This window comes from Flavobacterium sp. UBA7680 (genome assembly GCF_002482975.1).
Taxonomy (GTDB): Bacteria; Bacteroidota; Bacteroidia; order Flavobacteriales; family Flavobacteriaceae; genus Flavobacterium.
In genome coordinates, this window is the sequence record NZ_DLHA01000056.1 from 40,320 (window position 1) to 60,055 (window position 19,736).

Genomic DNA, 19,736 nt, shown 5'->3' on the forward strand with positions numbered 1-19,736 from the left:
CCTAGTCATTCGTATTTAATTAGAATCTAAAACCTTACCCTTTCCGGATAATTACAAAAAACACCATTAACGCCCCAATCCCGCATTTTTTGAATATCGGCGGGGTCGTTAACCGTGTAAGTATAAATCTTAAAACCTTGATTTTGTATAGTTTGAACTTGTTCTTGTGTTAGATTTTTAAACCATGGATTTATAGCTACAGCATTTAATTGCTTTGCTATTGGCAAGGCGTCTACAGGGTTTTCTTCGGTTAAAACTGCAATAGCTTGTTCGGAATCCAACTGCCTGTATGCTTTTAATTCGTCCCACAAAAAACTGGAAATCACAAAGTCAGACTTTTTCCAGCCATTCTTTAAATAATTAGACACTATTTGTTGAGTAGGTAAAGCGGTGTTTTTTCCTTTCAATTCAATATTCAAAGGCACTTTTTTAGCTATAATTTCAAGTACTTCTTGCAGGGTCGGAATAGCGTGATTGCCTTTTACCCTTACTTTTTTTAAATCATCAAAAGTATATTCTTCAATGCGACCTTTAGCATCCGTTAAAGAATCTAGCGTTTCATCATGAAAAACCACTACTTCGCCCGATTTTAATACAAATACATCAATTTCAATCATATCTACACCCAACTCCAAGGCTTTTTTTACAGAAGCTACGGTGTTTTCAGTTTCATGCCCCATGGCGCCGCGGTGACCAATGTTTAACATTTTGCTGTTGGTTTTACAGCCCAAAATACATACTGCGCATAAAATATACAGTAACCTCATGTTTTATTTTTAAAGACAAAAAACTGGTTCTTATTTAAATTGAACTTTGATTAAAAATTATGTTTGAGTTAAGAAATCAAATTGATTTAGAAAGCATTGGTTGTCATTAGTGAAAATTTATACTTTAGCGGAATTCAAAATCAACCCCCAACCCAATGATTAAACAACTTTTTGTAATTGTTGTGCTTTTGTGGCTCAACCTTATACAAGCACAAAATACACCCAGCAACAATGTTTCGTCTGAACTATCAGAGATTGAAACAGAAACGATGAAGTTTGAACAATTCAACCATTCACTAATAGACTACAACAAGGCGGTAAAAAGTTATAACGCCTTTGTTAACTTCCGAAACAAAAATTTCAAACCCGAAAAATCCGATGCCGACATTCAAAAAATGATTGATAACGGCTTAAAAATGAGTGCGAGTGCCCAAACTAAATTAAGTCAAATTCAAAAGCCCGAAGGACAATTAAAAATCAATGTTCAAAGTTTAAGCAAAGACATCAAGAGCATAGAAAAAAACTTAAAAGACCAACAAGCTTGGTTAAAAAACTATTTAAGTAAAAACCACATAGGACGTAAAGGGGTGTTAATGAATTTAGGTGATGGGATTATTTTGAGGTAATTCTAATTATGGCTTTATTATAATTACTTCGTAAGTATACGAAGTTTTAGAAGCATTCTTGATTCCAGAAACAGTTACGGTATACTTTACATCTTCGGTACTGTTTTTTACAATACCTGTTGGTTCCCAAACTATTGTATTATCACCGTAAGCTGGACCTGAATTGCTAACAATACTTAATGCTACATTTCCTGACGGACCAGTCATAACAACTTTTGCATCATTAAAGATAGCTCCATAAATTGAAAAAGACCATCGATTATAAACTAAATTTTGAGGGAAATATCTATGGGGATAAGCCGTAAATTCTTTAGAATTTTTTATTGCAAAATCACTATGAACCCATACCGCAGAAGTATAACCCGTGGATCCAGAAGTAAATGATTTTGCTTTCGAATATAAAAGCCATCTGCGGTGCCCTACAGGAGCATTAGTTGTGCCAGCATCCTGTATTAAATTTGAAATAGCAGTAGTTGAATTATAACCGATTGAAAGATTTGATTTTGTAGCGCCTAAATATCCATCTGCTGTATAACATTTCCAATCACTTGTAGGAAAATGACTTAATTTGTTATTTGCATGCATCATAAAAGCGGCTTCTTGACATGCTTTTACTTTATCAGTAGACAAATCCATTTCTATCTTAGGCAATCCAACTAAATTTCTAAAATAATTGATTCTCTTCGCTACCATTTCATGGGTAGTTGTCGGAATTGTTCCTGCATTACATGTTAAAATATTTCCTGTCCAACCTGAATTAGTCAAATTCGTCTTTAAATAAACTTCATTATAGTTATAAACAGCACTATCTCGTGCAGTCATTGTTTTAGGAGTCGAAGTTTCGTTAACCTCATCTTTCTGACATCCAATTATTGTTAAAAAAAGAGCAGTTAATAAAATAGTTTTTTTCATGGTTATGGTTTTGAATGCTACAATTTACAAAAAAAGAAAAGTGTTCGCAGTTTTTTATTTCAAATCTGGAATCTCAAACTATAAAGTAAATAGTTATTAGTTTTATAACTTTGAATTCACCATTCACCATTCATCATTCACAATTCAAAAAAATGACCCCTACACAATACATCGCTCAACATATATCCGTTTCGGAAAAACAAATACAAAACACCTTGGAATTGTTGCAAAACGATTGCACGATTCCGTTTATTGCCCGTTACCGCAAAGATGCGACAGGAAATTTAGACGAGGTGGTGATTGAGCAAATTGCACAAGCTTTTAAAGCTTATGAAGCGATTGTAAAACGCAAAGAGGCGATTGTAAAAGCGATTGAAAGTCAAGGCTTGTTAACGCCTGAATTGAATCAAAAAATTGTGAATTGTTTTGAGGTAAACGAATTAGAAGATTTGTATTTACCCTATAAAAAGAAGAAAAAAACCAAAGCCGATACCGCTCGTGAAAACGGTTTGGAACCCCTAGCCAAAATCATGATGGCACAAAATGCCGATAATATCGAAGTGATAGCCTCTAGATATTTGAATGCAAATGTACCCAACGAAGACGATGCCTTACAAGGTGCACGAGATATTGTAGCGGAGTGGATTAATGAAAATTTGTACATCCGTAAGCAACTCCGCAGAATGTTTCAGCGGAAAGCGAACATTACCGCCAAAGTGGTGAAAACCGCTTTAGAAAAAGAAGAAGCACAAAAGTTTAAACAGTATTTTGATTGGTCAGAAAATTTGAGCAAAGCTGCTTCGCATCGATTATTGGCGATGTTGCGTGCTGAAACCGAAGGTTTTATCAAGCTGAAAATTGGTGTAGAAACCGAAGAAGCTTTAGATTTCATCAAACAAAATATCATCAAAGCGAAAAACGCTACTACCCCTCATTTAGTATTAGCAATTGAAGACAGCTACAAAAGATTGTTATCACCTGCTATTGCCAATGAAGTTTTACAAGAATGCAAAGACAAAGCCGACACCCAATCCATACAAGTTTTTGCTAATAATTTAGGGCAATTATTATTAGAACCACCTTTGGGTGAAAAACGTATTTTGGCTCTTGATCCTGGTTTTAAAAGTGGCTGTAAAGTAGTGTGCTTAGACGAAAAAGGCGATTTATTACACAACGAAAATATTTATCCGCACGCCCCACAAAATGATGTTTCTGGCGCGATAAAAAAAATCCGTTCGATGGTGAATGCGTATAAAATTGACGCCATTTCAATTGGGAACGGAACTGCCGCTCGTGAAACGGAATTCTTTATCAAAAAGATACCTTTTGAAAAGCCCATTCAGGTTTTTATGGTAAACGAAAGTGGCGCATCAGTATATTCGGCCAGTAAAATTGCGCGAGACGAATTCCCAAATTATGATGTTACCGTGCGTGGGGCCGTTTCCATTGGGCGTCGTTTGTCTGACCCCTTGGCAGAATTGGTAAAAATTGACCCTAAAGCCATAGGTGTGGGGCAATACCAACACGATGTAAATCAAACCCAATTGAAAGAATCGTTAGATGCGGTGGTGGTGCGTTGCGTAAATAAAGTAGGGGTCAACATCAATACCGCTAGTAAATATTTATTGCAATATGTATCGGGCATTGGCGAAAAAGTAGCCGAAAATATTGTGCACTACCGCACCGAAAATGGTGCTTTCACCAATCGAAAGGAATTGAATAAAGTAACCGGATTGGGTAAAAAAGCCTTTCAGCAAGCCGCAGCATTTATTAGAATTCCACAATCGGAACATCCGTTAGACAACTCCTCCGTACATCCCGAAGCCTATGCTATTGTAGAAAAAATGGCCAAAGACTTAAAAATTAAATTACCCGAACTGATTGGCAATGCTGAAAAAATCAAACAAATCAATCTAGAAAATTACATTACGCCCGAAATTGGATTATTAGGTTTGCAAGACATTGTAAAAGAATTGCAAAAACCCGGTTTAGACCCCCGAAAATCTGCCAAAATATTTGAATTTGACCCATCGGTAAAAACCATCAAAGATTTGAAAACAGGCATGGTTTTGCCTGGTATTGTCAACAACATCACCAATTTTGGTTGTTTTGTTGATATAGGAATCAAAGAAAGCGGATTAGTTCATATTTCGCAACTAAAAGCCGGTTTTGTAAGCGATGTAAACGAAGTGGTAAAATTGCATCAGCATGTTGATGTAAAAGTTACTGAGGTTGATGAGGATCGAAAACGTATTCAATTAACCATGGTTTTGTAAAACAAATTCTTTGTATTTTTGTTAATAATTGAAATTGAAAATGGAAAATAAAAAAGATGTTGTAGATAAAAAAGATCATTCTTATTTCTATTCTTTAGAATTAGAAGGAGTTAATTGTTTTAAAGACAAGCAAACTTTAGATTTATCTAATGGGAAAGGAAATTATTCTCCTTGGACTATTATTTTAGGAGATAATGGTACTGGAAAAACTACTTTATTAAGAGTTTTAGATAGAATACAGCCATATCATGACCTTTTAATTACTGACAAGGATACTGATAAATTATTGAAAATACCTATTATTACTTATGACAATTATGTTAAAAAGGGAGTTTTACCGCAAACAACTAAAGTGAAACTTTCAATTTTTAATAATACAAAAGGAATAATTCCAAACACAGTATCAATTACTGATGATACAATTAAAATATATAACATATTAATTTCAAATGTTTTCCTTTTATCGTATGGTGCTTCTAGAAGAATGAGTAAAAATCAAAACATATCTTCTAAAGAGATAAATGAAAATAAAATTACTTCTCTTTTTAATGATTCTATAGAATTAATAAATGCTGAAGAATGGTTTTTACAAAAAGAATGGGCATCAATTAAATCTGAAGGAGTTACAAAAGAAAAATTTGAAAACGATTTTAATAAGGTAAAAACGATTTTGATTGATATCTTACCCGATGTTTCAGATATTCAATCCAAGCCTATTGATGAGAACAATTCCAAGCCTATTTTAGAGGTAGAAACTTCTTATGGATGGGTAAGTTTAAGAAATCTTAGTTTTGGTTATCAAACGCTCACAGCTTTGATTGTTGATATAGCTTCCAACATGATGGAACAATATCCAAATAGCAATAATCCACTAGAAGAACCTGCAATTATTTTAATAGATGAAATTGATTTGCATTTACATCCTAAATGGCAACGGACTGTAATTGATAAACTATCTCAACATTTTCCTAAAGCACAATTTATAGCAACATCTCACAGTCCATTGATTGTACAAGCTGCGTTAGATAAGAAAGCTAATATTGTGGTTTGTAGAAAAGAAGGAGATAGAGTAATTATTGATAACGATCCTGATGAAGTAAAAGGCTGGAGAATAGATCAAATATTAACTTCAGATTTATTTGAATTAAGCAGTTCAAAATCAATTGCTTTTGAAGAAATTAGAAATGAGAAAACGAGTATTCTTTTAAAGAATGAATTATCTGATTCTGATAAGGAAAGATTAGATTTTTTAAATCAAAAACTTAATAATACTCCTGTTTTTACGTCTAAAGAAGCTATTGATGCAGAAGAATTGATTAAAAAAGCAGCTGAACTATTAAAAAAATAGTTTCCATTATGATAAAGATAGTTAAGGACGAAGCTCCTGAAAAATTAATTAAAAATGGTTCGGCACAAACTAAAATTGATTTAGAAGAATATTCGAATAATAAAACAAAATATAATTCTGGCGAATCAAAATTTGAAGCTTTCAGTACAATATATAATTCTGATATAGTACGAGACACTTTAGAAAGTATTCAAAAAAACAAATGTTGTTACTGCGAAACTAAAAGTACTAGAAGTAATAGTGATGTAGAACATTTTAGACCCAAAGCAGCATATTCGTCTAGTTTTAAAGGTAACAGTTTATATCCTGGATATTTTTGGTTAGCTTATGATTGGGATAATGTATTTTTAGCTTGTCAAGTTTGTAATCAGATTTTTAAAAATGATTTTTTTCCAATTGAAGTAGAATCAACAAGAGCACAATTAAATAATTTTGAAATCGATAACGAAGTTTCATTATTTGTTCATCCCTCACAAGATGAACCGGAAGATGAAATAGAATATAGAGAAAGTATACCATTTGGAAAAACGAAAAAAGGTAAAATTACAATTGCTTACCTTGGTTTTGGTTCACTTGAACATGGAAAAGAATTCGCTCTAGAATATTCTAAAAAACATAAAATTAGAATTAATAGACTTTTTGAAGAAAGAGAAATCTTTTATCAAGAAAAGGCAAAGATTTATAGAACAATAAAACTGTTAGAAACAAAAGAATTAGATTCTGAAGGATTACAAGTTTTAAATGGACTTAAGCATATTATTGATAATGCACAAAATTTAGATTCAGAATGGTCATCTATGATAAAATGTGCAGTTAAAAATGAATTTAGAGAATATTAAAATTATCAGAACATGTTACATTAATGATAGTTTAAAAATTGCAAATCAAAAAAAAGAAACTCCCAAATTCAATTTGTAATTTGGGAGTTTCTTTTTTTAGTATTATTTCAAAATCACTTTTTTAGTCACACTTTTATAATCATCATTGGATATCTTTATTAAATAAATTCCGGAAGATTGATTGGCTAAATTGATTTCTGTATTTTCATTGGTTGTTTTTTGCTGATGAATAATGCTTCCTGAAGGAGAAATTACAGAAATGGTAGATTGCTGAGGTGCATGAACAGTAAATCGATCGGCACTCGGATTTGGGAAAAGCGTAACAGTAGATTTTTCTAAATCAAAATCTCCAGTAGATAAATTGGCCGTTGGTGGCAGATAAAAATTACCTGTCAATAAAAAAGAATACAATGTTTTTAATGTATGATTAAAATAACTGTTGGGTTCATTTAAGTTATTTAAGTCGCTATAAGAAGCGTCTAAATGTGCCTGATTTTCACCCGCCATTGCTGCACAGGCAAATGCTCCCACAAAAGTAGCATTATGCCATTGCCCGTTTAAAGATCCGTTTTGGTTGTAGCCATCTTTGATATTGGCAGATCCGCCAAGATTTATGCGTACAAAATCAGATGATTTTTTGGCGTAAGCCTTTGCATCAGCATTTCCATACCATAAATAATCAACAGCAATGCGCCATGGAGTTCTTGCAGCATCATAAGTATACGCTTTTCCTTCTCTATTATACCCATTGGCTGAAGCTATAGTAGAATAAGCGCCAGATGCCTGACACCAGTCAGAAACTAACCCACCAACAGCATTATTGATAGCTAAATTATTGTTTATAATGGTATAAGATTTTGCAGCAACCTGATTCCAAAAAGTGGCATCATTTGAAAAAGTTCCAAAAGCTCTGTAATAGGCTGGCGAAAAATAAGAGGGATTTGTAATTTGGCTTCCGCCGAATTGATCTCCGGGCTTTAAAACAAAAGTATTGGCTTCAATTTCATGAGATTTTATAGTAGCAATCAATGTTTGCGCGTCACTTTTATAATTTAATGTTCCATTACTTGCCCATTGATAATCGGCAACAATAAGCGCAAAGGCAGCGTCAAGTTCTGCATCTGTCGCACCATTTGCACCATTTATTCCAGAACAGCCGTTGATTTTCCAGTTCATTACACCATTAAAATTTACATTGTCTTTATAATACAACCAAAGACCATCAAACAATGTTTTATCGGCGGCATAAACAGCAAGCAGCATTCCGTAACCAATTCCTTCAGAAACAGTTTGAGAAGGATCGTCAAATTTTACTCTGAATCGGCCATTCGAACAGCTTGTAACAAAATTATCTTTCCAGATTTTATAATTGTTTTGTGCATCGATAGCATTTTTGTTTGATGCCATTAGGCCATTTGTAAATACTACGTTGGCAGGAAAGGGTTGCTTTTGTGCATAACTTTTGAGACACAAAAAAGCAACAGTAATAAGAAGTAGGTTTTTCATTATTATTGTTATTTGATTTAGGGACTCTAAAAGTAAGTTTTTTTAGATAAAATAAAAACCCCAAACTACATCGTAATTTGGGGTTTTATAATAAGGATATAATTTCTTATTTAATTTCTTCCTCTTCTTTTTTAGCAGAAGGTGCAGGAGGGGTTTGATCGTCTTTAGCAGCGTTCTTAAATTCTTTAATTCCACTTCCTAAACCTTTCATTAATTCCGGAATTTTTTTACCTCCAAAAAGTAATATCACAATACCTACTATTACAAGGATTTCTGTAAGACCTAATCTTCCCATGATTGTATATTTAATGCCGAAGCAAATTATGTTCTAATTTTATGCAAATGTATATAGAAATATACGAAGAAGAAGTGTTTTTGGATTAAAATATTAGTTTCCGGTAGCGTTAAATATTTTATAAAATCTTAAAATGAGCCTATTCCTTCATTTTTGTAAGGTATCAACAAGGCGATTAATTATTATATTTGCTCGTATAAACAACCATAATGACCAAGAAAAAGTTCAATTTCAGAAAAAATTTATTCATCAAAAACCGACTGGTAATTTTGAATGAAGATACTTTCGAAGAAATTTTTTCGTTCAAACTCAACTTAATGAATGTGTTCGTAACGTTCACATTAGGAGGAATATTTCTAATTTTAATTACTACTTTCATCATTGCTTTTACGCCTTTGCGCGAATTTATTCCGGGTTATTCTTCCTCTGAATTAAAGAAGAATGCAACCGAACTGGCCATCAAATCAGATTCGTTAGAAACCGCTTTAAAGAAAAATGAAGCTTATATAAAAGGAATTCAGAAGGTTTTAAAAGGCGAATTAGAGTATGCAAAATTCAATAAAGATTCTATTATGGCAGAAACTGATGAAGTTTCGGAAGTAAATATGAAAGCCTCTGAAGAAGAAATTAAATTAAGGGCAGAAGTGGCAAAGATGGAGAAGGAGTCGGGCGAAAAAACTCGAAGTAAAAACAAAAGTGACAAGAAATAATACCGTAAGAAATGTCTATTAAATCAGTAGCTGCAAAATTATTTGCCACGAAAATATTTTATAAAACACAGGCTTGGGCCAATAAGCCGGTCGAAACACAACAAGCAGTTTTTAAAAGTTTAATAAATAGTGCCAAAGAAACCCAGTTTGGTACAGATCATCACTTTGATAAAATAAATACGGTTCATGATTTCAGGAAACGTGTGCCAATTCGTGATTACGAAGATTTAAAACCTTATATCGATAAAGTTCGAATGGGCGAAAAAAATATTCTCTGGAAAGGGAAACCGCTTTATTTTGCCAAAACTTCAGGAACAACTTCGGGAGCAAAATATATTCCGCTGACCAAAGAATCAATGCCGTATCATATAGAAGCTTCGAGAAATGCAATTTTACATTATATATACGAAACCGGAAATGCTGATTTTGTTGATGGAAAAATGATTTTCCTGCAGGGAAGTCCAATTTTAATTGAAAAATATGGGATTAAATTTGGAAGATTGTCCGGAATTGGAGCTCATTTTGTGCCTAAATATCTTCAAAAAAACAGAATGCCATCTTGGGAAACCAATTGCATCGAAGATTGGGATACCAAAGTAAATGCGATCGTAGAAGAAACTATTGATCAGGACATGACCATAATTTCCGGAATTCCCTCTTGGGTACAAATGTATTTTGAGCGATTACAGGAAAAAAGTGGCGGAAAAAAAATAGGGGATTTGTTTAAAAACTTCAATCTATTTATTTACGGAGGGGTTAATTACGAACCTTACCGCGCCAAATTCGAAAAAATGATTGGCCGTAAAGTAGACAGTATTGAGTTGTTTCCAGCTTCTGAAGGATTTTTTGCGTATCAGGATTTACAAAAATCTAAAGGAATGCTGTTGTTATTGAATTCAGGAATTTTCTATGAGTTTATAAAAGCCGATGAATTCTTTTCAGAAAATCCAAAAAGCTATACAGTTGGTGAAGTAGAAATTGGTGTAAATTATGCCTTGATCGTTTCTACAAATGCAGGACTTTGGCGATACAATATTGGTGATACAGTTCAGTTTACATCATTATTTCCGCATCGTGTAATCGTTTCGGGCCGAATCAAACATTATATTTCAGCTTTTGGTGAACACGTTATTGCCAACGAAGTCGAAAAAGCAATGAAAGAAGCGACAGAAGGAACTAAAATTGTTATCAACGAATTTACGGTTGCACCTCAAATAAACCCTTCAAGCGGATTGCCTTATCATGAATGGCTGGTTGAATTTGAAAATGAACCCGAAAATTTAGAAGCTTTTGGCGAAGCTATCGATGATTCTATGCGAAAGCAAAACATTTACTACGATGATTTAATTACCGGAAATGTGTTGAGGAAAGTGGTTGTCACCAAAGTTTCGAAAAACGGATTCCAGGATTATATGAAATCGCAAGGAAAATTAGGAGGACAAAATAAAATCCCGAGATTATCGAACAATAGAGATATTGCTGATAATTTGAAATAGAGAAAATGGATAATCATATATCTTATGAGCAAATTAAAAATCGCGAATGTGATTTTATAGTCGAATATCGTTTTTTGTCACCAGAAGAAGGAGGAAGAAAAACAGGAAATCCTGCTCAGGGTTATCGCTCAGATTTTATGTATTCTGAAGATGAAAATCTAAAAAAAATATGGATGATCTGGCCAGAGTTTCTAGATGAAGAAGGTCAGGTTATTCTGGATAAATCTATTCGTGTTACAGCTTTCGGGAAAGCTAAAATGTGGATAGTAAATGAAATGAATCAAGAATTTCACAAACAAAAAATAAAAACAGGATTAAAAGGTTTTTTTATGGAAGGACCACATAAAGTTGCAGAATGTGAAGTTATCCAAATTGTAAATCTTAGTTTAAAATAAATGTTATCAAATAATGACATGAATAGATTTCAGTTGAATTAACATTTTTAATTCCTAATTTCGTTTAATAAAATACCTATTACATCTTCTTCAACAGAAGATTTAAAAATAAAATAGCATGAAAGAAACTAAAAATATATCAAGATCCAGAGCGCAGGAATCATCTGCAGCTATAGAAAAAATGTACATTACAATGCGTCACTTATTCAACCGTGGTTTTTATAAACCAATGGGAGTTTCGGGCGATAGTTTACGTGAATCATTATTAGCATTACGTCCGGAAATATACGGAAACATAGGCGAAGAAAAAGTAGAGCTTAACGGACTTTTGTACGTTATAGAACGTTTACCAATAGGTATCGAGCAATGTCGATTTATCAATTTAACTTCGGATGAAGGTTATTCTAAATCGCATTTTCAAGCGATTGTTCCTCCAAAAAGAAGACGTAATTGTTACAGAATCGACGAGGAACAAATGAATGTTGAAATCACTCGCGGAAGATCAGATATTTATGATATCCTGACCCACTTGACTTTTATTTTCATAGAATCGCATAAAATCAAAAACAGGGTTTTATTAGATGATGGAGGCGAAGTTTCGCGCGACTGGTTAAAATTAGAGCAAGCTGTATTACAAACCAAAAAGCTTTCTCAAATCGAAAAAGAAAAAGCAATCTCGCATGTTGCCAATATTTTAGCACGAACTTTTGAAGAGGTTCTGGATATTTATGATGCTTTTGGTTCGGAAAATGCTCCGGATCGTTTCCTGCATGTAATCTATTGGTTAGGAAAATTAGCGATTGAAGAAGTTATTGATAATAATAAACGTACCATAACTTTTAGTCCTGTATTAAGAGAGCGTTTAGGACACCATATTCACGGTGAAATCTGGGCAACGAACATCAAGGAAGTTCTTAAGGCAAATAGCCTTTTAAAACGTCCAATTCACGTAATAAGTGCGAATATGCATAGTGTGATGAATTCTATTTTTGCAACACCGTTGTTGAAAACAAAATTCAAGGACAAGTCTGATTTTTATATTTATGAAGAATTAAGCAAATCTGGCGCTAAAGAAACCAGAAGCCATGTTGAAGAACTGGCTTTAAAAAACGGAATGATTTCTTTACCTGATAGTTCAGGAACGAATATTGACGTTCAGATTTTTGATACTGCAAAAATTGACTGGGCAAAAACAGCATTTCCAAAAACAGTTCTTGACGAAGTAGCTCCGGTTATTATCGTAATGGATTATGCTTTTGGTGAGCAGGCTTACGAAACAATAGATGAGCTTTTAAAGCCTTATAAAAAAGAAACTTTATTAAATGTAAAATCAGTTTCAATAATGGGTAAAGCCGGAATTCTGGAAGGAGGAAAAGGCGATATCATGATCCCTACAGCACATATTAACGAAGGAACGGCAGATAATTATTTCTTCGAAAATGAATTAACAGGAGCAATGTTTGAAGGAAACGATATTGCAGTTTTTGAAGGTGCGATGGTTACCGTTTTAGGAACATCATTACAAAACAGGGATTTATTGAAATTCTTTCACGAATCGACCTGGGGAGTTATTGGCCTTGAAATGGAAGGATCTTATTACCAAAAAGCGATTCAATCAGCATCAAAAATCAGAAAAAGTGTTCCGCACGATATCAAAGTTCGTTATGCATATTACGCCTCAGATAATCCACTTGAAACCGGAAGTACATTAGCTTCTGGCGGGTTAGGAACGACAGGTGTAAAACCAACTTACCTGATCACAATTAAAATTTTGGAACAAATTTTCAACGTAAAATAAAAACAATAAATGAGTACAAAAGTACCGCACGATAATTCAGGACAGGAGATTGATATTTTTCAGCTTTCAAAAAGTATTGGTGGTTTTTTCGAAAGAATTAACTCCATTATTTTTCAGTCTATTCATTTCTTTGTCCGCAAATGGATTATTGTTTTAATTTTACTAATCATAGGGTTTGGTATTGGCTGGTATTTAGATTCAAATAAAAAAACATTTGAAAATCAGATTATTGTAACGCCAAATTTTGGAAGCGTCGATTATCTTTATTCTAAAATAAATTTGATCGAATCTAAAATTATTGCAGGAGACACGGCTTTCTTGAAAAATGAAGTTAGTATTCAAAATCCAAAATCAATAAAAAAAATCGAGATCAAACCCATTGCCGATGTTTATAAGTTTATTGAAGACAAAGAGCAGAATTTTGAGCTGATTAAATTGATGGCTGAGGTTGGCGAGGTTAAAAAAGTGTTAGAAGATAATATCACAAGTAAAAACTATACTTTTCATTCGATATCTTTTGTAACCGACAAAATTACGAGCGAAAAAGATATCGTTGAGCCATTGTTAAAATACTTAAATAGCTCTGAATATTTTAAGACGCTTCAAAAAATTGGATATAAAAATCTGGAACAGCAGATAATTCAAAATGATACTATTATTGCTCAAATTGACCAGGTTTTAAATGGCTTTTCTAATACCGTAAAAAATGGATCAAAAAACGATAAGCTGATTTACTATAACGAAAATACTCAGCTTAACGATATTATTAAAACAAAACAATATTTAATAATCGATCAGGGTAAATACAGGCTAAAGCTTATTAATTATGATAAAGCAATTAAGGACATAAATTCAACTTTAAATATACATAGTGCTAAAATTACAAATGGGAATCTTAAACTTTTATTGCCATTTTTATTCATTTTTATTTTCGTTTTAATTCATTTGTTTCTAAAGTTTTATCGTAACCAGCTTTTCAAAGCTCAGGTTAAATAATATAGTATTGAAAACGTTTAAAATGACTGAAAGAATTTCAAAAAAATCATTCATAAAACAGAGTTTAGGAACTTTGGCTTTGCGAATTTTTGGAGTTCTTTTGTTATTTGGTTTCACCATATTTTTAACAAAATCATACAGTCCAAAATTAGTGGGACAGTATGATTTTGTGCGTTCTTATCTTTTAGCAGTTGGAAGTATTTGTTTATTGGGTTTTGATCAGTCCATTTTATATTTTAAAGGAAAGTTAGCAAGTCAAAAAGAGGTACGACAATTGAAAATGGTGTATTTAAAAATGGTAAGGATGCTATTTTTAACTTCAATATTAATTTTAGCTGTTTTTTTTATTATTGATAAAAAGACAATTAATAGTTATTTTTTGGATGATGAGGTATACTCAATCCTTTTAAAGAGTTCAGTCATATTGTTTTTTCATGGATTATCGCTTTTAAATACAGAGGTTTTCAGAGCATTAGACAAATTGTATGTTGCAGAATTATTTAGAAATATTATCAAATATATTCCGCTGATAATTGGCTCTGTAGTTTTATTTTATCTCCATTTAGAAGCCTATTTGGTAGATGTTTTTTTAATTGGTTTTATTTTTCTAGCCCTTATAAGTTCTGTTTTAGTATTTATTTATTTTAATAAAAAGGAGACAGTACCAGAAGAGATTTTTACTTCAAAAGAGATTTTCACAAAATCGTATCCCATTGCAATAAGCGGAATGGCAATGTTTTTATTAATGTCTTTTGATATTATGTTTTTAAAAAAATATCAAAATGACGAAACAGTAGCTTTTTATTCTGTCGGAGTTAAAATAATGACAATTGTTTCTGTAATAATCTTGACAATAAACATAACTGTTTCGGCAAAAATTGCGGAGTATTTTTCAAATCAGAATTGGATAGAATTAAAAAAAACATTGCAAAGCAGTGCTCGTTTAATTTTTTGCATTAGTTTTCCGGTGATAATCTTAATTTCTGTATTTTCTAATTATGTTTTGTCCTTGTTTGGACACCAATACATCATAGCGCAGAAATCCTTTTTAATTTTAATAATTGGTCAGGGAATTTGTTCTTTATTTGGTTCAGCTCCAGTTTATCTGAATATGACCGGAAGACAACATATTTTTCAGGTAATTTTGATAGGAGCGGTTATCATTAACTTTATTTTAAATAGATTTTTGATTCCAATTTACGGAATGACTGGCGCAGCTGCTGCTTTTTTCTGCAGTTCTTTTTTCTGGAATTGTGTTTCGGCAGTTGTTATATATAAAAAAGACAAAATCAAGATTTTTTTACATTAGAAAAAATCAATTTTAATATGCAAAACAAGATTAAAAAAAGTACAGCAGCATTTTTATTACTAGCGATGGCCAATTTGGTGGTTGCATTTAGTACTTTTTTTGTTTTGCCACCCAAATTCTTTTATGATTCAGCGATAATAATTTATGATAAATACAATGAAATAGGATACTTAGGCAGTTATCCATTAACTATTTTATTTTATAAAGTTACGGGTCTCCGCTATCTTCCTTTTCCTTTAATTGCACTTATACAGTTTCCTATTTTGATGTATGTTTTGTATAAAATAGGCGTTCCGGATTCTTTTGCAAAAATAAATGTAAAAAACGCTATTGTCTATTTGGGGATTTTTATGATTGCTATTTTTATAGCAATGCCTTCAAAAGAATTTATTACTTTTTTATTCATTTCTTCAATTATATTTTTGTGTAAAAACAAGCCGTATTCCTTTCAAAAAACGGTTCTTTTGTCGGTATTCCTTCTTATACTTTTCGGAGCTTTATACAGGCCTTATTTTGCTTTGATTCCTATAATTGCCGGAGGTATGTATTTTATAAGTTTTATTAATTTTAAAAATAAAACGGTATCAACAATTTTTTACGGATTATTGATTGTCTTTTTTTTATCATTGAGTTATGGAATTTTAAAAGGAGAATATTTTTCTGAAATGAGCCGTGAGGTGGTTAATAAAGAACGCATAGGTTCACCAGATGCAAATTCTATGATCACGCCGCCTTTAAAACCTGATACTTGGTACGGAGAAATAATTGCCATTTTTTATGGTTTTTTTACAGTAAATATTCCAATAAATGGTTTAAAACATATTTTATCTCCTCAAATCGTCTTATTTGTAATTTGGCAGCTTTTACTTTTTTACATCTTATTGGTTCGTTTTGCTAAATGCATAAAACACAGAGAATATTATAAATATGAACTATTCATTTTTTTTATATTATTTTCATTTTTTATTACACAAGGAGTTTTTGAACCCGATTTAGGTTCGGCGATGAGACATAAAATAGGCATTTTTCCACTAATTTATTTTGCGTTATATCATGAATATTTCCGAAAAGAACTTCAATAGAATCTTCCATCTTTTTTTGTGTTTGATTGCCATTTTGATGATCTTTAGAAAACCGTGCTCAATAGTGATTGTAGTATTTGCAGTTTTCAATTTAATTTTTTTTAAAAAGCTGCATTATACAAAAAATATATTGATTCTTGTGGCGTGTATTGCAACTCCGGTAATACTTGAATTAGTGCTTTTCTGGAATAATGATTCTTTTGCAAAAGGCTTAAAAGCAATAGAAAAAAGCACTTCGTTAGTAATTTTTCCATTGTTTATAATTGGAAATTTTCAACGGGTAAATTTTTTGAAGTTGTTGCAAGTTTATGTTTTCGGCACAACTTTGGTTTTGCTTTTTTTCTTCATTCGATTCAATATTTTGTTTCCAGAATTAATACATAAATATCTGAATGGTATTCATTTATGGGAAATGGGATATCAATTTGGGAATAGTGTAGGAATTCATGCACCAGCTTTAAATATGCATCTGGCTTTTGTAAGCGTTTCTGCTTTTTATTTTCTAATTAAGAGTTTTAAAGATCATGAAAAATTTACACTCAAAGTGATAAGAATGATAACCTTTATACTTTCTTTTTTCTTTGTATTGTTTGTTAATACCAGATTGGCCTTAATAAATGTTTTTATCGGACTTTTGATCGTTCTTTTTTATGCAGTAAAGCTGGATAATTTTAAAAAAGTAGCTTTAAAAAGTTTGCCAGTATTTATTTTATTAATTGCCGTTTTGTTTTTATTTGTTCAAAAAGATCCATACATGAAAGAAAAATATTCAAGCGTTAGCTTTGCTTATATGGATAAAGTGGGTAAGCTTGATGAGATCGATCATCCGGAGGTTAAAGTATTTAATTCTTTAGTTACCAGAGTTTCTATATGGAAATCTGCCTGGGAATTGTCTTTAAAAAATCTCCCTTTTGGAGTAGGCGCTTCCGATGGAAAAAATGAATTAAATAAATACTATGCAGCAACCAATCAGCAGTTTTTGGCTAAATATGAATTTCCTACTCATAATCAATTTCTTGATTTTTTATTGAAGTTTGGAATTCTCGGACCTTTGGTGGTACTTTTTTATATTTCTATAATTGGATATTTAGGATTTGATCTAAAGAATGCTGTTATAATTTCATTTTTTATTATCTTTTTTACATCAAATCTAATGGATGACTTTTTGCTTCGTTTTGATGGAATTGCTTTCAGCGGGTTTTGGTTGTCCATTTTTTCAAGTTATTGGATGCAACAAAAATCAGCTCTTGTAAATAGTAATTAGTTCTTCAAAATTTTTATTTTTATCGAATAAGTCTACACATCTTTCAAAAGCTTTTTTAGCAAAAAGTTTTCGATTTACAGAATTGCTCAGGATTTGAAAATACGGTTTCAGTTCTGAAATTTCATCAAATAGAAATCCTGTTTCATTATGAATCACAATATCTTTATTGCCAATTATATTGGTAGCAATAACAGGTTTTTCCAGCGCCATTGCTTCCAATATGGCTATTGGTAAACCTTCCCACAAAGAAGTTTGTAGATAAATATCAATATTATTGAGTTCTTTTAAAACCAATTGATGATCAAAAAGCCAGCCAGCAACTCGAATATTTGGAGCGGTAATTGAAGATTTTAATTCCCCATCACCAATCCAGACAAAATTGAATTCTGGAAAATTCAAGGCAATTTTATTAAAATGTTCAGGATTTTTTTGAAATGTGATTCTACCTAAAATTCCAATTGTAAGTTTTTCATTTTCATTTTCAAAAGCATATTTTCTAATATCGTTAATATCAATTCCATTTCGAATTAACTTTGAGTTTCCAAATTTTTGTGCAATTTCAAATTCAGTATCTCCACAAGCAATTGTTGTTCCGCCAAATAGCGTTTGAAAACTTTGTTCTATTATTTTATACAATTTTTGAACGGATCTTGAGATATCAGTTCTAAGAAAAGAAAAACCATGAGGACTATAAAAAAGTTTCTTTTTTTTGAATAATAAAAAATAAGCAACACGTCCTAAAACCCCGGCCTTTGAGGAATGAAGATGAATAACATCTGGATTTATTCTTTTTAGCTCTTTCCTTAATTCATAAACCGATTTTAAATCCTGAAGTGGAGAAAACTCCCGAACCATATTAATGTGGATCAGATTGACTCCATTTGAAAATTCAGACTTTATTTTCTGAGGATCAATTTCTTTTCGATTACTACTGTATATGATAGTAGTTTCTATCTTTTTATTTATTTCATCATCACCAAAGAAAGTTGATAAATCTCTAAAATAAGTATAAACTCCTCCACCAAGAGCTTCTATAATGTGTACAACTTTCAAAACAGAGGATTTAATTGAGAGTAAAAATAGATAAATAAGCTTAATTATAATCTGAAAATTAAAAACTTCTTTCAAGATATGAGCTCAGGTGTAATTTAAAAGGCCAGATATTTTATTACATTTGTAGCTGTTTCATGGGGCTTTTAGTAGAAAAACAAACCCTAAAAATGTTCAATAAAACCAAATATGAAAAGAATACTTATTACCGGAGCTGCAGGATTTTTAGGATCGCATTTGTGCGACCGATTCATTAAAGAAGGATATTATGTTATCGGGATGGATAATCTGATCACGGGAGATCTTAAAAATATAGAGCATTTATTCAAGTTAGAACATTTCGAATTTTATCATCACGATATTACCAAGTTTGTTCATATTCCTGGTGATTTAGATTATATTTTGCATTTTGCTTCGCCGGCAAGTCCAATAGATTATTTAAAAATTCCAATTCAGACGTTAAAAGTAGGGTCATTAGGAACTCATAATTTATTAGGATTAGCAAGAGTTAAAAAAGCAAGAATTCTGATTGCTTCAACATCTGAGGTTTACGGAGATCCTCTAGTTCATCCACAAACTGAAGAATATTACGGAAACGTAAATACAATTGGACCACGTGGTGTTTACGATGAGGCAAAACGTTTTCAGGAATCCATAACAATGGCGTACCATACTTTTCATGGCGTAGAAACAAGAATCGTACGTATTTTTAATACTTACGGACCAAGAATGCGCTTAAACGACGGACGTGTTATTCCTGCTTTTATTGGTCAGGCTTTGCGCGGAGAAGATCTAACTATTTTTGGAGACGGAATGCAAACACGTTCTTTTTGTTATGTTGATGATCAGGTTGAAGGTATTTTTAGATTATTGCATTCAGATTATGTATATCCGGTAAATATTGGAAATCCTGACGAAATCACCATTAAAGATTTTGCAGAAGAGATCATTAAATTAACCGGAACGAATCAAAAGGTAGTCTATCATCCTTTACCAATAAATGATCCTTTACAACGCCAGCCAGATACTACAAAAGCAAAAGAGTTATTAGGTTGGGAAGCAAAAGT

The 19,736-nt window shown here is 32.1% G+C and carries 18 protein-coding genes; 13 read left to right on the top strand and 5 right to left on the bottom strand.

From position 1 onward, the window contains the following. Positions 1-26: 26 nt before the first annotated feature. Positions 27-707, bottom strand: a complete 681-nt coding sequence (locus B3C18_RS23135; protein ID WP_291152424.1) for a glycerophosphodiester phosphodiesterase — start codon at positions 705-707, stop codon at positions 27-29. A 215-nt stretch (positions 708-922) separates the two neighbouring features. Here B3C18_RS23135 and B3C18_RS23140 point away from each other — a divergent pair, with 215 nt between their 5' ends. Then, positions 923-1,393: a hypothetical protein gene (locus tag B3C18_RS23140; RefSeq protein WP_291152426.1), complete on the top strand. Its 471-nt coding sequence runs from the start codon at positions 923-925 to the stop codon at positions 1,391-1,393. A 6-nt stretch (positions 1,394-1,399) separates the two neighbouring features. On the opposite strand, the gene B3C18_RS23145 is transcribed toward B3C18_RS23140, so the two are convergent. Then, positions 1,400-2,305 carry a CAP domain-containing protein gene (locus tag B3C18_RS23145; RefSeq protein ID WP_291152428.1) on the bottom strand — a complete coding sequence of 302 codons (906 nt, stop codon included), beginning with the start codon at positions 2,303-2,305 and terminating at the stop codon, positions 1,400-1,402. A gap of 152 nt (positions 2,306-2,457) precedes the next feature. Here B3C18_RS23145 and B3C18_RS23150 point away from each other — a divergent pair, with 152 nt between their 5' ends. From B3C18_RS23150 to B3C18_RS23160, 3 genes are read left to right on the top strand one after another with little or no spacing between them, the layout of a single operon-like run. After that, the gene (locus B3C18_RS23150; RefSeq protein WP_291152430.1) at positions 2,458-4,581 is read left to right on the top strand and encodes a Tex family protein; all 2,124 of its coding nucleotides are present in this window, start codon (positions 2,458-2,460) and stop codon (positions 4,579-4,581) included. Positions 4,582-4,621: 40 nt separating this feature from the next. Beyond that, positions 4,622-5,929, top strand: coding sequence for an AAA family ATPase (locus B3C18_RS23155; protein ID WP_291152432.1), 1,308 nt, complete (start codon positions 4,622-4,624; stop codon positions 5,927-5,929). Positions 5,930-5,937: 8 nt separating this feature from the next. Continuing rightward, positions 5,938-6,768, top strand: a complete 831-nt coding sequence (locus B3C18_RS23160) for a hypothetical protein (protein ID WP_291152434.1) — start codon at positions 5,938-5,940, stop codon at positions 6,766-6,768. Positions 6,769-6,870: 102 nt separating this feature from the next. Here B3C18_RS23160 and B3C18_RS23165 read toward each other — a convergent pair whose 3' ends face one another. Further along, positions 6,871-8,274 (bottom strand): glycosyl hydrolase family 8, encoded by a 1,404-nt coding sequence (locus tag B3C18_RS23165; protein ID WP_291152436.1) that lies wholly within the window; start codon positions 8,272-8,274, stop codon positions 6,871-6,873. 106 nt (positions 8,275-8,380) lie between these two features. Beyond that, positions 8,381-8,569, bottom strand: a complete 189-nt coding sequence (locus tag B3C18_RS23170; protein ID WP_173972071.1) for a Sec-independent protein translocase subunit TatA/TatB — start codon at positions 8,567-8,569, stop codon at positions 8,381-8,383. Between the two features lie 209 nt (positions 8,570-8,778). Here B3C18_RS23170 and B3C18_RS23175 point away from each other — a divergent pair, with 209 nt between their 5' ends. The 8 genes from B3C18_RS23175 to B3C18_RS23210 all read left to right on the top strand — a co-directional run bounded on the left by B3C18_RS23175 (position 8,779) and on the right by B3C18_RS23210 (position 17,619). Continuing rightward, positions 8,779-9,279, top strand: coding sequence for a peptidase (locus tag B3C18_RS23175; protein WP_291152438.1), 501 nt, complete (start codon positions 8,779-8,781; stop codon positions 9,277-9,279). Positions 9,280-9,290: 11 nt separating this feature from the next. Then, positions 9,291-10,775: a GH3 auxin-responsive promoter family protein gene (locus B3C18_RS23180; RefSeq protein WP_291152442.1), complete on the top strand. Its 1,485-nt coding sequence runs from the start codon at positions 9,291-9,293 to the stop codon at positions 10,773-10,775. 5 nt (positions 10,776-10,780) lie between these two features. Continuing rightward, the gene (locus B3C18_RS23185) at positions 10,781-11,170 is read left to right on the top strand and encodes a hypothetical protein (RefSeq protein ID WP_291152445.1); all 390 of its coding nucleotides are present in this window, start codon (positions 10,781-10,783) and stop codon (positions 11,168-11,170) included. Between the two features lie 118 nt (positions 11,171-11,288). Then, a complete protein-coding gene (locus B3C18_RS23190; protein ID WP_291152448.1) occupies positions 11,289-12,968 on the top strand; it encodes a DUF6909 family protein in 1,680 nt (559 codons plus the stop codon). Between the two features lie 9 nt (positions 12,969-12,977). Continuing rightward, a complete protein-coding gene (locus B3C18_RS23195) occupies positions 12,978-13,964 on the top strand; it encodes a hypothetical protein (RefSeq protein WP_291152451.1) in 987 nt (328 codons plus the stop codon). A gap of 22 nt (positions 13,965-13,986) precedes the next feature. Beyond that, complete coding sequence (locus B3C18_RS23200) at positions 13,987-15,273, top strand: MATE family efflux transporter (RefSeq protein WP_291152454.1); 1,287 nt, start codon at positions 13,987-13,989, stop codon at positions 15,271-15,273. A gap of 17 nt (positions 15,274-15,290) precedes the next feature. Further along, positions 15,291-16,355: a hypothetical protein gene (locus B3C18_RS23205; RefSeq protein WP_291152456.1), complete on the top strand. Its 1,065-nt coding sequence runs from the start codon at positions 15,291-15,293 to the stop codon at positions 16,353-16,355. Positions 16,356-16,494: 139 nt separating this feature from the next. Next, positions 16,495-17,619: an O-antigen ligase family protein gene (locus B3C18_RS23210; RefSeq protein ID WP_291152458.1), complete on the top strand. Its 1,125-nt coding sequence runs from the start codon at positions 16,495-16,497 to the stop codon at positions 17,617-17,619. Here B3C18_RS23210 and B3C18_RS23215 read toward each other — a convergent pair. After that, positions 17,596-18,672, bottom strand: a complete 1,077-nt coding sequence (locus B3C18_RS23215; RefSeq protein ID WP_291152460.1) for a glycosyltransferase — start codon at positions 18,670-18,672, stop codon at positions 17,596-17,598. The two genes, B3C18_RS23210 and B3C18_RS23215, sit on opposite strands and share 24 nt — an antisense overlap. Before the next feature lie 186 nt (positions 18,673-18,858). Here B3C18_RS23215 and B3C18_RS23220 point away from each other — a divergent pair. Further along, a partial coding sequence (locus B3C18_RS23220; protein WP_291152462.1) for a UDP-glucuronic acid decarboxylase family protein occupies positions 18,859-19,736 on the top strand: 878 nt, incomplete at its 3' end.